Source organism: Collinsella sp. MSK.8.10 (assembly GCF_019041915.1).
In the GTDB taxonomy this organism is placed as follows: Bacteria; Actinomycetota; Coriobacteriia; order Coriobacteriales; family Coriobacteriaceae; genus Collinsella.
The window spans coordinates 64,171-79,021 of sequence record NZ_JAHPYF010000007.1; the positions used below are offsets into that span (position 1 = coordinate 64,171).

The window sequence follows — 14,851 nt, forward strand, 5'->3', positions numbered from 1 at the left end:
TTGGGTGGCGACGGTATGGAGCCTAGGACGCGGGGTTTTCCCAGGGGCGCAGGGCGCTCTGGGCGGTCGGTAGTCGTCGGCAAACGGCGGGTCGAGTTTTCAACAGCTCTGCTCAACTGACCAAAAACTTGCCAAAAGCTTGACGGATACCGTTGAAAAAAGCGTCTCTCGACCGATGTCGAGAGACGCTTGTGCGATGAGCGTTGGCGTGTGGCGACGCGAGCTAGCGTCCGACGATTAGAAGTCGGCGTTGCCCACGGTGCGCGGGTGCGGCAGGACGTCGCGGATGTTGCCCACGCCGGTCAGGTACATGACCAGGCGCTCGAAGCCCAAGCCGTAGCCAGCGTGCTTGCAGGAACCATAGCGGCGCAGGTCCAGATAGTACTTGTACTGTTCGGGATTCATGCCCAGGTCCTTGATGCGGGCCTCGAGCAGGTCCAGGCGCTCCTCGCGCTGGGAGCCACCGATGATCTCGCCGATGCCCGGCACCAGGCAGTCGGCGGCGGCGACGGTCTTGCCGTCGTCGTTCATGCGCATGTAGAAGGCCTTGATCTCGGCCGGGTAGTCGGTTACGAAGGTCGGGCGCTTAAAGTGCTCCTCGGTCAGGAAGCGCTCGTGCTCGGTTTGCAGGTCGATGCCCCAGCTCACGGGATAGTCAAACTTGTGACCGGCGGCGACGGCCTGCTCCAGGATTTCGACGGCCTCGGTGTAGGTGACGCGGGCAAAGTCGGAGTTTGCCACGTGGTTCAGGCGCTCGATCAGACCCTTGTCCACAAACTTGTTGAGCATGTTGAGCTCGTCGGGGCAGGTGGCCATAACGTCCTTAAGGACGTACTTGAGCATGGCCTCGGCGTTATCCATGTAGTCGTTCAGATCGGCAAAGGCCATCTCGGGCTCGATCATCCAAAACTCGGCGGCGTGGCGCGTGGTGTTGGAGTTTTCGGCGCGGAAGGTGGGGCCAAAGGTATACACGTCGCCAAAGGCCATGGCAAAGTTCTCGGCATTGAGCTGGCCGGACACGGTGAGGCTCGCATGCTTGCCAAAGAAGTCCTGGCTCCAGTCGACCTCGCCGGACTCGGTGAGGGGCGGATTTTTGGGGTCGAGCGTGGTCACGCGGAACATCTCGCCGGCGCCCTCGCAGTCACTCGTGGTGATGATGGGGGTGTTGACGTAGACAAAGCCCTGCTCCTGGAAGAAGCGGTGGATGGCTGCAGCCGCGACAGAGCGGATGCGGAACACGGCGCGGAACAGGTTGGTGCGCGGGCGCAGGTGCTGCTGGGTGCGCAGGAACTCGACGGTCGCGCGCTTCTTCTGCAGCGGGTAATCCGGGGCGCTGACGCCCTCGACCTCGATGGAAGTGGCAGAAAGCTCGAAAGGCTGGGGCGCATCGGGCGTCAGCTTGACGGTGCCGGTGCAAATGAGTGCGGCCGAGACGTTTTGATGGGCGATCTCGTCGTAGTTGTCGAGCGCCTCGCGGTTCATGACGACCTGCAGGTCGCGGAAGCAGCTGCCGTCGTTGAGCGTAACAAAGCCAAAGTTCTTCATGTCGCGGACGGACTTGACCCAGCCGGCAACGGTGACGGTCTGGCCACCGAGCGACTCGGCATCGGCATAGAGCTGCGCGATTTTGGTGCGGTTCACGTATCCTCCCAGAGCGGTTGTACGGATTATTTCCAAACAGTTAACCATTCTAACCCGCGAGCGGGGGCGTAGCAAAACGTCAGGTGTGATGTATGGGCGCGACGTGGGCACCGCGCAAGCGCCGATTTTGCGGCGCCTAGTGCCCGCAGATGGCTTGGCGTATGAGGGCGGCGTAGGTGTCGATTCCCGCCTGGGTGAGGTGCGTGCCGTCGTCGACGAGGTATTCGCTGTGGCCCTCCGAGGCACCGTTCCAGTCGATGACGCCGGCGTTGTCGTTTTGGGCGCAGACGTCACGAATCGTCTGGTTATTGCGGTCCTGTAGCTCGAGCGGCACGCGCACGGTCACAAAGTAGATGGGCTTGCCGCCCACGGCATTAATCACGTCCTGCACCTGCTGGGGGTCGCGGATGAGGCCGTTGGTGCCAAGTGCGCAGATGACCACGCTTGGATCGTAGTTGGCACTGTCCTGTGCATAGACATCCTGGAAGGTGTAGAACTGGCGGCTCACCACGCCGTCGATGTAGGCGTTGGGAAGTGCCGCCTGAATACCGGACTGTGCGCCCGCAGTGACCGAGTCGCCGATCATCAGCACGCGGGCATCGCAGGTCCCGGTCGCCTCGTCGTAGGTAAAGCTCTTCCAGTCCAAGTTCTTGGGGATCTTTTCGGCGATAGGACCTTCTTTGGGCTTTTGCTTGGTGGCGTCATCGGATGCGGTGTCGCTGGGCTGGGAGTCTTTACCGGATGCGGGCTCGGCGCCCTTGTCGTTGGCTCCGTTGTCCTGGGATGAGGTCGGGTTCTGGGCAAGCTCGGGGCGGAGCTGCTCGGCGCGGGCGGTGGCGATACCTGCCCAGTCAAGCGGCGCGAAGGCAAGTGCGGCGACGCATACGGCGCCAAGCGCGGGGAGCACCATGGCGGGCGCGAGGACGTGCTTTCTTGCCGTGCTGTCCTGTTGGGCCGGCTTGTGGGACCAAGGACGTTCGACTAGGCGATAGAAAATCTCGGCTACCGCAAGAATCAGTACAAGCTGTAATACCTGCTCCCACCAGGCGATGCGGGTAGTGCGGGTTGCGGGGTTCATAAGAAGCAGTAGGGGATAGTGCACCAGATAGACCGAGAATGAGCGCTGACCCAGCCAGACGAGCGGCTTGACCGACAACAGGCGACGCACGATGCACTCCGTATTCTGCACGCAGATGATGAGGAGTCCGGTGACGAGGGCAAGCAGCAAAAAGCCGCCGCGGTAGAGCCAGGCGCTCTCTCCGGTCAGCATGAGTGCGCCGGCTATAACGGCAACGAGCCACGCGATAGAAATCGCGTTGACCTTTGAGATGCCCTTGTTGGCGCCGGGGGTATGGATGTCACCGCTCAGTATCTCGCGCAGACGCGGCGCGGCGATGGCGGCTAAGGCTCCGCATAGAAGCTCGGCGGCACGGGCGTCGGTTCCGTAGTAGACGCGCGATGTGTCGGCGGTGGGATTAAACATGAGGACCATGGCTGCCGTCGATACAAGCGCGAATGCGATCGTGATGCCGATGGCGGTGTTGCGAGACCTGGTTTTGCTGCACAGCGCCATAAGGATGACCGGCCATACCAGATAGAACTGCATAGTGACAGCACAGAACCACAGGTGCGTGAGCGGCGAGGGGAGCCCCGCGGCGGCGAAATACGAGACGTTGCGGAAGATGTAGAACCAGTTGCTCAAAAAGAGTGCCGATGGCAGTGCATCCTGCTGCACCTTGGGGAGTAGGCTCGGGGCCGCGATGTAGGTGGCGACGGCGGTAAGCGCGATGGTCACGACGATCGGCGGCATCATGCGCGCAACGCGGCGGCAGATATAGCGCGGGTATGAGAATCCGTCGCGTGCCGTGGCCCGCATAATGCTTTTGGTGGCGAGATAGCCACTCAGCGTAAAGAAGAGTGTAACGCCCAAAAAACCGCCGGTCAGGCGGCTGGGGCGAAGGTGATATAGGACGACGCCGGCGATGGCGAGGGCGCGAAGCCCGTCGAGCGCGACGATGCGTTGGTTGCGTTGAGGCGCGGCATGTGCGGCGCCCGTGGGTGTGTTTTGCATCGATCTTTCCTCCAATGTCGACCTAGCAGTCTAGCGCTCCGTGCAGACAAAGGAAGGGGGTTCGTGCGGTTGAACAACATGCCGCGGGGCGATGCTTCGCTACGCAAAAGCCGCACCTGCGTTGATGCTCAGCTGCCTATATAGAAACGTTTCAGAACCTCTACATAGGCAAAAACAACAACACAGATGCGGCAAAGATGCACGGGTGGTTGAGCCTTTATGCGATGATGATCGGCTACTTGGTCTTGGCAACCAGCAGCGGATCGCCAAGCTTGACGAGCGGATTGCCGCCGATAAGCGTGCCAGACTCGCCGACGTGGTCGATGCTCTTGAGGCGGTCGAGCTCAGAGATGATGACGGTCACGATGTCCTCGTGACCGGCGGCCTTAATGGCCTCGCGGTCGAAGCTGATGAGCGGCTGGCCTGCCTTGACCACATCGCCCATCTCGACAAAGCGGGCAAAACCCTTGCCGTTCATTTCCACGGTGCCCAGGCCAACATGGATGAACACGCGCAGGCCGTCCTCGGTGATCATGCCGATGGAGTGATTGGTGACGGTGGTGGCGCCGATGCGACCGTTGGCGGGGGCGTAAATGGTGCCGGTAATGGGCTCGATGCCGTAACCCTGGCCGAGCATGCCCGAGGCGATGGTCTCGTCGGGAACCTCACTCAGATTGACGAGCACGCCGTTGACGGGAGCGTAGATGACGCCTTCGCGGGTGGCGAAGCTTGCTGCGGGCGGAACGGACGCCTCGCCCGACGAAGTGAACGTGGACTTGAGCGAATCGAGCAGACCCATAGATGCCTCCAACGTATCAGGCGTGCATGTTGCACGCGTGTGGTTTGCCGGAAACGTTTCGTACGTGTTTCCCAGCACGGTCAGCGCTCCTATTTTACGCTGCCCAACGATACCTCTGAACAGCGATTTTGTGATATATCAGTTGAAGGCCAACTTATTGCGGGGGTGTTTCTGCGCCGCGGGCTCAAGTGGGGTACGCTAAGGTGCGAAAAACGAGTGCGCACGAATCGCACGGAGGGAGCACCTATGATTATTGAGAACCATGCGCTGTGGGGCGAGGAGCCGACCGAGGATTATCCGGCGACGTTTACGTATCTGGGTGCCGAGCCGCTGCCCGACAAGCCCAATGGCCGCCGCCCCGCGGTGATCATCTGCGGCGGAGGCGGGTTTACGCATATCGCTCCGCACGAGCAGGACCCGGTGGCGTTTGCGTTTTTGGACCGCGGCTACCAGGCCTTTGTGCTCAACTATGTGACGAGCGCCACGGGCGACGTGAGCTTTCCGCACCCGCAGGCGGACCTCGCCAAGATGGTCGCTACCGTGCGCGCCAACGCCGACGAGTGGCATGTCGATCCCAAGCGCGTGTGCATCGTGGGTTTCTCGGCGGGCGGCATGATCTGCGCCTCGTTGGCAACGCAGTGGAAGACCGGACCCTTCGCGGGCCTTGCCGGGGCTCGTCCGGAGGATATTCGTCCCGACGCCGTGGTGCTGGGCTATCCGTTGCTCGACCTTGCCTATGTGCGCGATATGCAGACGCGTGACCCGCGCATCGACCTGCGCGTGCCCAAGACGGGTGGCAAGACAGGGCGCGATTTGCTCAACGACTATCTGTCGATGGTGACGGGCGGCGAGGCGACCGATGAGCACCTGACCGACATTTGCCCTATCACGCACGTTTCGCGCCAGATGCCTCCGACCTTTGTGTGGGGCGTTTCGGACGATAAGACGGCGCCGGTCGCGCAGGTCTACCCGTTTGCGCAGCGCATGGCCGAGGAGGGTGTTGCATGCGAGATGCACGTCTTTGACCAGGGTGGCCACGGCCTTTCGCTCGGCAACGCCAACACCGCGGTCGACAACGAGGACAAGCAGGTGGCGGTCCGTCCCTGGATTCGCCTAGCCTTCCGCTTCCTGGAGCGCCATATGTAAAAGTAGACTACTTGCCCATTTCAAAAAGCCTACTCAGAGGAGGAGCCATGCTTGAGGGTACGTATGTGGTTTCGGCCCAGACGCCGGTGGGGAGTAAACGCGGCGAGGTGACGTTTTCACATGGGGTGAACGGCGTGCTCAGGGCAGTACTAAACGTCAGGGGTCTCAATATCGCTCTCTCGAGTGCCCGCGCTGAGGGCGATTTCTTTGAACTCTCGGGTACTATCTCCCACGTCTTGATGGGCAAGGCGCCCTTTACATGCACGGGGTCAGTCGAGGGTGATCGACTCACTGCTACCGCGCGGTCGGGTTCCATTTCGATCTCGCTGAGCGGTATGCGCAAAGAGCTTTCGGGGCGCACCGCATAAAGTTTGCGCAGGTAAACATCGGTATTTGACTTTATAAAAAAGTCCAGAGCGCTATCATTTGTCGTTACGAGTTGGTTAGCCCCGGTAAACGGTTAACCGCGTCTAACGAAAGGATGAGCGCGTGAAGCTCGATACACTCGAGATTGGAAAGGACGCCGTTGTCGCATCGGTGGCATCGGACGATCAGGCACTCCGACAGCATATTTTGGACATGGGCCTAACGCCGGGCACCGAAGTCACCATGATGAAGTACGCTCCTATGGGCGACCCGCTCGAGATTCGCCTGCGTGGCTACGAGTTGACGCTGCGCAAGGACGATGCCGCTCGCATCGAGCTCGTGGGTGTTCACGATACAGATACGGGTCCGCGCGCTAACGCCGCAATCGGCACGACAGATCACCCGGCACTGGGCGAGGGGACGTATTCGCCTCGTGCTGCCAAGACGGCCGTGCCCGAGGGCGCACCGCTGCATTTTGCCCTCGCCGGCAACCAAAACTGCGGTAAGACCACACTGTTCAACCAGCTTACGGGCTCCAACCAGCACGTTGGTAACTTTCCCGGCGTAACGGTCGACCGCAAGGACGGCACCATCCGCAACCATCCTGAGGCAAGCGTTACCGACCTGCCCGGCATTTACTCCCTGTCACCGTACACGGGCGAAGAGATCGTCAGCCGCCAATTCATCTTGGACGAAACCCCCGACGCCATCATCGATATCATCGACGCCACCAACATCGAACGCAACCTGTACCTGACGCTGCAGCTTATGGAGCTCGACCGCCCCATGGTCATCGCGCTCAACATGATGGACGAGGTGACGGCCAACGGCGGCGCCGTGGACGTCAACCTGCTCGAGAGCCTGTTGGGCGTGCCTGTTGTCCCCATTAGCGCTGCCCGCAACGAGGGCATCGGCGAGTTGGTGGATCATGCCTTGCACGTGGCGCGGTTCCGCGAGCGCCCCGGTCGCCTGGACTTCTGCGCGCCCGATGGTCCAGACGGCGGCGCGCTGCATCGCTGCATTCACGGCATCGCCAACCTTATCGAGGACCATGCCGCGACGGCGCATATTCCGGTGCGTTTTGCGGCGACCAAGCTGGTTGAGGGCGACGAGCTGGTAACCGAGGCGCTTCACCTGGATCGCAACGAGCTCGACGCCATCGAGCACATCATTACCCAGATGGAGGGCGAGGCCGGCACCGACCGCCTGTCCGCGCTGGCCGATATGCGCTTTAGCTTTATCGGCGACGTGTGCGGGCGTTGCGTCGTCAAGCCGCACGAGAGCCGCGAGCACGTGCGCTCCGTCAAGATCGACCGCATCCTGACGGGTCGCTACACAGCCATTCCGGCGTTTCTGGTGATCATGGGCCTCGTCTTTTGGCTGACGTTTGGCGTGATCGGCGCGGCGTTGCAGGGGCTCATGGAGGACGGCATCGCTGCCATCATCGCCTCGGCCGATGCGGGCCTCAAGGCGTTCGGCACCAACGACGTGGTGCGCTCACTGGCTGTCGACGGCGTGCTTACGGGCGTGGGCAGCGTGCTGACCTTCCTGCCGATTATCGTCGTGCTCTTTTTGTTCCTTTCCATTCTGGAAGACTCCGGATACATGGCACGCGTGGCCTTTGTTATGGATAAGGTGCTGCGTCGCTTTGGCCTTTCGGGCCGCAGCTTTGTGCCCATGCTCGTCGGTTTTGGCTGCACCGTGCCGGCTATCATGTCGACCCGTACGCTCCCATCCGAGCACGACCGCAAGATGACGGTCATGCTCACGCCGTTCATGAGCTGCTCGGCCAAGTTGCCGGTCTACGGTCTGCTGTGCGGGGCGTTTTTCCCGCAGGCGACAGTTCCCGCCATGGTCTCGCTCTATTTGATTGGCATTGCAGTCGGTTGCATCGCGGCTTTGGTGCTCAACCGCACGGCATTTAAGGGCGACCCGGTACCGTTTATCATGGAGCTTCCCAACTATCGCCTGCCAAGCGTCAAGACGACGGTGATGCTGGCATGGGATAAGGCCAAGGACTTTATTACCAAGGCCTTTACCATTATCTTTGCCGCTACGGTGGTCATCTGGTTCCTGCAGACGTTCGACATCCGCTTTAATGTGGTCGCCGATCAGTCGCAGAGTCTGCTTGCCGGTCTGGGTAGCATCATCGCGCCGGTGTTGGCCCCGCTCGGCTTCGGCGACTGGCGCGCCTCGACGGCGCTCGTCACCGGACTTATCGCCAAGGAGAGCGTCATTTCGACCCTCACGGTGCTTTTGGGCACGACCTCGCCCGCGGCACTGTCGACCATGTTTTCGCCGTTTACCGCTTACGTGTTCCTGGTCTTTACGCTGCTGTACCCGCCCTGCGTAGCGGCAATCGGCGCCGTCAAGAGTGAGCTGGGCGGACGCTACGCCGTTGCCGTGTTCGCGTTTCAGGTGACGGTCGCCTGGATCGTGGCGTTTGTCGTGCATTCGGCGGGCATATTGCTGGGGTTGGCTTAGCTATTTATTGACGGCGCAACCCCTGTGTATTGAGTTGATTGCGACCCCGCATCTGTTGCTGACGGATGCGGGGCCGTTGCTATATAATCGCCCACCGCTCAGGACAATCGGAGAGGTTCCTACATGACTCAGGCAAGACAAGATGGCATCTCACTCAAGCAGTGGCTCCCGATTATCGGGCTCGCCTGTTGCGCGTTCGTATTCAACACGTCGGAGTTCATGCCCATTGGCCTTCTGACTGATATTGCCGCGTCGTTCTCGCTCACCGAGGCCCAGGCCGGCATCATGATCTCGGTCTACGCCTGGGGCGTCATGCTGCTGTCGTTGCCGCTTATGGTGTTTGCCTCGCGCTTCGAGTTCAAGCGCATGCTGCTCGGCGTGCTCGCCGTGTTCTCCTTGGGCCAGTTCCTGTCCGCTATGGCACCGACATATCCCATCCTGGTCTGCGCGCGCCTGGTGGTCGCCTGCGCGCACGCCGTGTTCTGGTCAGTCGCCTCGATTATGGCCTCGCGCCTGGTCGACACCCGTCACGGGGCGCTCGCCATCAGCATGATCGCCACGGGCTCGTCCATCGCGCAGATCTTTGGCCTGCCGATCGGCCGCGCCATCGGCCTGGCCGTGGGCTGGCGCATGACGTTTGCCGTGGTCGGGGTCTTTTCTGCCGCCGCGGTGGTGTACCAGGCAGCGGTGTTCCCGGCCATGCCGGCGGGTGAGCGCTTTACGCTCAAACAGCTTCCCGAGCTGCTCAAGAACCCGTTCCTCATCGCGCTTTATGCGGTCACGGTCTTTATGGCGACCGGCTATTATGCGGGTTACAGCTATATCGAGCCGTTCCTGGCACAGGTCGCGCACGTCGACGCGGGCGCCATCACTATGACGCTGACGGCGTTCGGTTGCTCTGGTCTGCTCGGAAGCTGGCTGTTTGGCCGCCTGTTCGATGGGCACCGGTTCCCGTTTCTCGCGATTACGCTCTCCGGCGTGCCGGTGGCTCTGCTGCTCATGGGTCCGGTTGCACCGTCGCTCGTCGCCGTTCTCGCTGTTTGCGCGCTATGGGGCTGCTGCTCCACGGCCTTTAACGTGGCGTTCCAGGCCGAGCTCATCAAGTACACGCCGGCGGATTCGTCGGCCGTCGCCATGTCGATCTTCTCGGGCCTGTTCAACCTGGGGATCGGCACCGGTACGGCGATCGGCGGCGCCGTGGTGTCGGGCCCCGGCATCGCCTGGATCGGCTACGCAGGCGGCACGATCGCTGTCGTGGGCGTCATCCTCGCCATCACCGTACTGTTCCCAGCCATACGCCGCGCAAAGCCTGTCGCCTAATCATGTTCCCTCATCAGTTGCGGTGGAATAGTTCCTGTTTAAGGCCTCTGAAGGCTCAAACAGGAACTATTCCATCGCAACTTATTTTGGGGGAGAGGATACAAGCTGGGCATACAATGGATGTCGTTGTGTTGAGCTTACCGGGAGGTTGCTATGTGGGCATACGAGACGACGTTCTATCAAATCTATCCGCTGGGCTTTTGCGGAGCTCTGCGCGAAAACGCCGCACCCGTTGCCGAGGATGAGCTCGCCCAGGCTGCCAACGCCGCGCCCAACCCCGATGCGCCCATAATGAAGATCGCCCAATGGGCCGACTACCTGCAGGAACTCGGCGTTGGCGCTGTGCTCATCAACCCGCCGCTCGAATCTGATAGCCACGGCTACGATACACGCAGCCTGCGCCATATCGACCGTCGCCTTGGCGGGGATGCCGATTTTGCCGCTGTGTGCGAGACGCTGCACGCCCACGGCATCCGCGTGGTGCTCGATGCCGTCTTCAACCATGTGGGCCGTGGCTTTTGGGCCTTCCGCGATGTGCAGGAGCGTAAGTGGGACTCGCCGTACAAGGATTGGTTCCACATCAACTTTGACGGTGACTCGTGCTACGGCGACGGCTTTTGGTACGAGGGCTGGGAGGGCCATTTTGAGCTTGTGAAGCTCAACCTGCAAAATCCCGCTGTGGTCGATTACCTGCTCGAGTCCGTGCGCCGTTGGGCTGACGTGTTTGGCGTTGACGGCCTGCGCCTGGACGTTGCCTATATGCTCGACCGCGACTTCATGCGTCGTCTGCATACCTTTACCCGCGAGCTCAAGCCCGATTTTGTGCTGATCGGCGAGACGCTCCACGGCGACTACAACCAGATCGTCAACGACGAGATGCTCGACTCCTGCACCAACTATGAGTGCTACAAGGGTCTGTACTCCAGCTTTAACTCGGTCAACATGTTCGAGATTGCCCACTCGCTGCATCGCCAGTTTGGCGGTGACCCGTGGTGCATTTATCGCGGCAAGCATCTGCTGTCGTTTGTCGACAACCACGACGTGCCGCGCCTGGCAAGCATCCTCACCGACAAGTCCTGCCTGCGCCCCGCCTACGGCATGCTGTTTGGCATGCCGGGCATCCCATGCGTCTACTATGGCAGCGAGTGGGGGATTGCCGGCGAAAAGGGCGGCCCCGATGGTGACTGGGCGCTGCGCCCTGCGCTCGATGAGCCTGCGCCCAACGAGCTGACGGCGTTCATCACGCAGCTCGCGCACCTTCGCTCGGCCGACGACGCGGCGGCCCGTGCCCTCAACTACGGTGCCTATCGCAACGTGGTTATCCAGAATAAGCAGCTGCTGTTCGAGCGCGCCTGCGACGACGCGACGATGCTCGTGGCGGTGAACGCCGTGGGCGAGCCTTACACCTTTGGCGCTGGCGAGCTCAACGGGTCCTTTGTTGACCTGCTTGCCGACGGCGCGCCCACGGTTGAGCTGACGGGTACTCTTGAGCTTGCGCCCTACGAGGTGCGCTATCTGTCGAGGGCCTAGGTCATGGCAACGCCTGACGAGGGCTATCAACATATTGAGCACGGGTTTGAACCCGTGTTCGACCAGCACTCGCGCGTTTTGGTGCTGGGGTCGTTTCCCTCGGTGCTTTCGCGCGCCAATGCCTTTTATTACGGCAACCCTCAGAATCGCTTTTGGCGTGTGATGGCCGCGTGCCTCGGTGTGCCCGTGCCACCCAACGAGGGCGACCCTCTGGTGGGCGGCGAGCCCGCGACGCTCGACGCCTCGATTGCCGCCAAGCGGGCTATGTTGCTCAACGGCGGTGTGGCCCTGTGGGACGTGATTGAGAGCTGTGACATTAAGGGCTCGAGTGACGCGAGCATTCGCAACGTTGTGCCGGCACATATCGAGCGCATTACCGATGTCACGCCGATTGAGGTTGTTATCTGCAACGGCGGCGCGGCCGGGCGGCTCTACAAACGCTATCTACAAGAGCGGACGGGGCTACCTGCCATCGTGCTGCCGTCGACGAGTCCTGCCAACGCGGCGTGGCGTTTGGAGCGGCTTGTCGAGCGTTGGAGTGAAGCCGTTGACTGGGCAGCTTATTAATTTAGATTATTGATTGAGTGCGGGCGCCGAGGTGTTTCAGAACGCCTCGCCAGATCGGCGCGGGCACGGCCGGCTCGGCGCAAACCATGCCATTGGTGTCGATGTCCTCGGCACTGCCGCCGCCGAGTCGCTGCGCATGCTCAACCGAGCAACCCATACGCACCGCACCCACGAGCTTGTCCATGGCTTCGGAAAACGGTCGGCGCAAGAGGCCCATGCGCGGGGAGTGGCGAAGCGCTGCGATGCCGCTGCCGGCGCAGATGGCAACGCCGCCACACCACGTTAGTTTACGGAGCTCGCAAGCTTCCCGCAGGCGCTTGACGGGCATGTGCGCCCCCTCGGTGCTTCTGTGGGCAACCTGCACGACGACATAGACGCGTGTCTCTGCATTCCCAAGGCGATCGAGCATCTGCTCGACAGTGATCATCGCCCCGTCATCAAATGCATCATCAACGGCGAGCACGAGGCCATCGGCGGCAGCATCGTCATCATCCGCCTTCAAGTCGACCGGTCGGGGGAGTACAGTGCCGGAAAGCTGTGCATAGGCGGCGATGGCATCCTGCAGGTCCCAGAGCAAAAACTCAAGATCGGCGCTCTCGGGAATGCTGATATACGCAATGGTTTGCAACGTCTTGGGCTTATCGCCGCGCGCGATCGTCTCCATGCCGCCTCCTTTCCGGTTGGTTTCCGTTTAGGTTACACCGTCTGGTGGCGCCTCGCCGCGCTATCCTAGTGCAACCCTTACGAAAGGAACGCCATGCGCCTGCCCATGAATACCTCGCTTGCCACGCTCAAGCCCTCCGGTATCCGCCGAATCAACGCGCTCGCCGCTCAGCATCCGGGATGCATCGCGCTTGCGCTCGGCGAGCCTGATTTTCCCACGCCCGACGTGATTAGCGCCGAGGTGACCGCCGCACTGGGCCGCGGTGACACGCACTATCCGCCCAACAACGGTCGCCCTGCCCTGCGCGAGGCGCTATCCGCATATATGGGCGAAGCGGGCCTTGCGTTTTCGGCCGACGAGGTCATCCTGACCGACGGCGCGACCGAGGCCCTGTCGGCAACATTCATGGCTATGCTCAACCCCGGCGACGAGGTTATTATTCCCACGCCGGCCTTTGGTCTGTACGAGAGCATCGTCGTAGCCAATCACGCCAAAGCGGTCTTTTTGGATACGGAGCCTGCGCAATTTCAGATTGACGAAGACGCGCTTCGCGCCTGTGTGACCCCGGCGACCAAAGCCATCGTCATCTGCTCGCCCAACAATCCCACGGGCTGCATTCTCAACGCGGCATCGCTCGACGCCGTGGCGCGCGTGGCAGAACAGGCGGGCATCTACGTAGTCTGCGACGACGTATACAACCGTCTGGTCTATGTGGATGGCTACGAGCGCTTTGCCCAGCGTCACCCGGAGCTGCACGAGCAGACAGTAGTCATCGAGAGTTTCTCCAAGCCATGGGCTATGACCGGCTGGCGCTTGGGTTGGCTCGCAGCGGCAGCCCCCGTCATCGCCGAGATTGCAAAAGCTCACCAATACCTAGTATCGAGTGCCGTCTCCTTCGAAATGGACGCCGCAGCTCGAGCCCTCACCGTCGACCCAACCCCCATGCTCGAAGTCTACCGAGCCCGCCGCGAACGCGTACTCGCAGCTTTAGATGCCATGGGCCTGGACGTCGTAGAGCCCGCAGGCGCCTTCTACGCCTTCCCCAGCATCAAAAAGTTCGACCTAACAAGCGAAGCCTTCTGCATCAAAGCCATCAAAGAGGCAAACGTAGCCCTAGTCCCGGGCGACTGCTTCGGCACCGAAGGCCACATCCGCCTAAGCTATTGCGTTTCCGATAAAGACCTGGACGAAGGCCTAAATCGCCTGTCCACCTTCATTTCAACCTTATAGCCCAACGGGACGCAACACATCAGCCCACCGACCCAAGCATTATGAGTGGGGACGTCGGTCAACGAAAACCCGGGCTGCCCAAAGTCAACGCAGGCACGCTCCGCCGAAGGCCAGGCGCAAGGTTTTCGTAGATTCCGCACGAGCCGAAGAGCACTTAATGTGCTCTTCGTGCGAGCCAGGACTTGACCGAACGAAAACCTTGCGCCTGGCCTTCGGCGGAGCGTGCCGGATGGTGGAATTGTGTGCAGCCCGGTTTTCCGTTGACCGACGCCGGGGTCCCCGCCATAATACTTTCGGTTCACGCACGAATCCGCTGCCAGAGACAGCCGGTGCAAACGGGCATCGCCCGCAAGCTTAATGGGATATCCCGCCAGCCGAGGTGGTCGAGTAGATATGTCTTCTCGCCCCCGTCGCTCATGCAGCGCGGGGGCTTTCTTTTTGGACATGCCCCCGTCACGTCCTTGTGGCGGACCGTGCCCGGAAAGAATTCGAGGAGGTGTAATTCATGCCCCAGCAGTACAAAATCGACAAGGTTGCAGAGATCGAGTCCCGTATCGCCGAGAACGCCGGTCTGTTCGTCGTCAACTACAACGGTCTGACGGTTAAGCAGGCTCAGGAGCTGCGTCATCAGCTTCGCGAGTGCGGCGCCGAGATGAAGGTCTACAAGAACAACCTGGTCAAGATCGCTCTCAAGAACCAGGAGCAGCCCGAGCTCGACGAGATCCTCGCCGGCCCCGTCGCTTATGTGTTCTACGAGACCGAGCCGGTCGAGGCCGCTAAGGCCCTCAAGGACTTCTCTGCTAAGTCCAAGGGCGTCCTTGAGATCAAGGGCGGTATCTCCGACGGCAAGGCCGTTTCCGCTGATGATGTTAAGGCTATCGCCGAGCTGCCCACCAAGGATCAGCTTCTCGGCCAGATCGCCGGTCTCATCTCCGGTTTCGCTCGCGACATCGCTGTCTGCGTCAACGGCGTTTCCTCTGGTCTCGCTCGTTCGATCCAGCAGGTCTCCGAGCAGAAGGCAGCCTAGTTGCTG

12 protein-coding genes are annotated in these 14,851 nt (G+C 61.2%); 8 read left to right on the forward strand and 4 right to left on the reverse strand.

Annotated elements, in window-relative coordinates:
• Window positions 1-237: 237 nt before the first annotated feature.
• From asnS to KTF55_RS08205, 3 genes are all read right to left on the reverse strand, one after another.
• The gene (gene asnS, locus KTF55_RS08195) at window positions 238-1,641 is read right to left on the reverse strand and encodes an asparagine--tRNA ligase (protein ID WP_226790687.1); all 1,404 of its coding nucleotides are present in this window, start codon (window positions 1,639-1,641) and stop codon (window positions 238-240) included.
• A gap of 136 nt (window positions 1,642-1,777) precedes the next feature.
• On the reverse strand, window positions 1,778-3,712 hold the full coding sequence (locus tag KTF55_RS08200; RefSeq protein WP_217108294.1) for an acyltransferase family protein: 1,935 nt from the start codon (window positions 3,710-3,712) through the stop codon (window positions 1,778-1,780).
• Between the two features lie 235 nt (window positions 3,713-3,947).
• The gene (locus KTF55_RS08205; RefSeq protein WP_217108295.1) at window positions 3,948-4,511 is read right to left on the reverse strand and encodes a PTS glucose transporter subunit IIA; all 564 of its coding nucleotides are present in this window, start codon (window positions 4,509-4,511) and stop codon (window positions 3,948-3,950) included.
• Window positions 4,512-4,757: 246 nt separating this feature from the next.
• Here KTF55_RS08205 and KTF55_RS08210 point away from each other — a divergent pair, with 246 nt between their 5' ends.
• The 6 genes from KTF55_RS08210 (at window position 4,758) to KTF55_RS08235 (ending at window position 11,924) form a co-directional block, all read left to right on the forward strand.
• Window positions 4,758-5,657 (forward strand): alpha/beta hydrolase, encoded by a 900-nt coding sequence (locus KTF55_RS08210; RefSeq protein ID WP_217108296.1) that lies wholly within the window; start codon window positions 4,758-4,760, stop codon window positions 5,655-5,657.
• A gap of 47 nt (window positions 5,658-5,704) precedes the next feature.
• The gene (locus KTF55_RS08215) at window positions 5,705-6,025 is read left to right on the forward strand and encodes a hypothetical protein (protein ID WP_118065820.1); all 321 of its coding nucleotides are present in this window, start codon (window positions 5,705-5,707) and stop codon (window positions 6,023-6,025) included.
• 121 nt (window positions 6,026-6,146) lie between these two features.
• Entirely contained in the window at window positions 6,147-8,507 is a 2,361-nt protein-coding gene (gene feoB, locus KTF55_RS08220; protein ID WP_217108297.1) for a ferrous iron transport protein B, read from the forward strand.
• Window positions 8,508-8,630: 123 nt separating this feature from the next.
• Window positions 8,631-9,827, forward strand: coding sequence for an MFS transporter (locus tag KTF55_RS08225; RefSeq protein WP_217108298.1), 1,197 nt, complete (start codon window positions 8,631-8,633; stop codon window positions 9,825-9,827).
• A 153-nt stretch (window positions 9,828-9,980) separates the two neighbouring features.
• Window positions 9,981-11,357, forward strand: a complete 1,377-nt coding sequence (locus tag KTF55_RS08230) for an alpha-amylase family glycosyl hydrolase (protein WP_217108299.1) — start codon at window positions 9,981-9,983, stop codon at window positions 11,355-11,357.
• Window positions 11,358-11,360: 3 nt separating this feature from the next.
• Window positions 11,361-11,924, forward strand: a complete 564-nt coding sequence (locus KTF55_RS08235) for a uracil-DNA glycosylase family protein (RefSeq protein WP_217108300.1) — start codon at window positions 11,361-11,363, stop codon at window positions 11,922-11,924.
• A gap of 1 nt (window position 11,925) precedes the next feature.
• On the opposite strand, the gene KTF55_RS08240 is transcribed toward KTF55_RS08235, so the two are convergent.
• Window positions 11,926-12,588, reverse strand: coding sequence for a hypothetical protein (locus tag KTF55_RS08240; protein WP_217108301.1), 663 nt, complete (start codon window positions 12,586-12,588; stop codon window positions 11,926-11,928).
• Between the two features lie 93 nt (window positions 12,589-12,681).
• On the opposite strand from KTF55_RS08240, the gene KTF55_RS08245 reads away from it, so the two are divergent.
• Together KTF55_RS08245 and rplJ are read left to right on the forward strand one after the other, a co-directional pair.
• Window positions 12,682-13,818 carry a pyridoxal phosphate-dependent aminotransferase gene (locus KTF55_RS08245; protein WP_217108302.1) on the forward strand — a complete coding sequence of 379 codons (1,137 nt, stop codon included), beginning with the start codon at window positions 12,682-12,684 and terminating at the stop codon, window positions 13,816-13,818.
• Window positions 13,819-14,323: 505 nt separating this feature from the next.
• Window positions 14,324-14,845, forward strand: a complete 522-nt coding sequence (rplJ, locus tag KTF55_RS08250) for a 50S ribosomal protein L10 (RefSeq protein WP_089572500.1) — start codon at window positions 14,324-14,326, stop codon at window positions 14,843-14,845.
• Window positions 14,846-14,851: the final 6 nt, after the last annotated feature.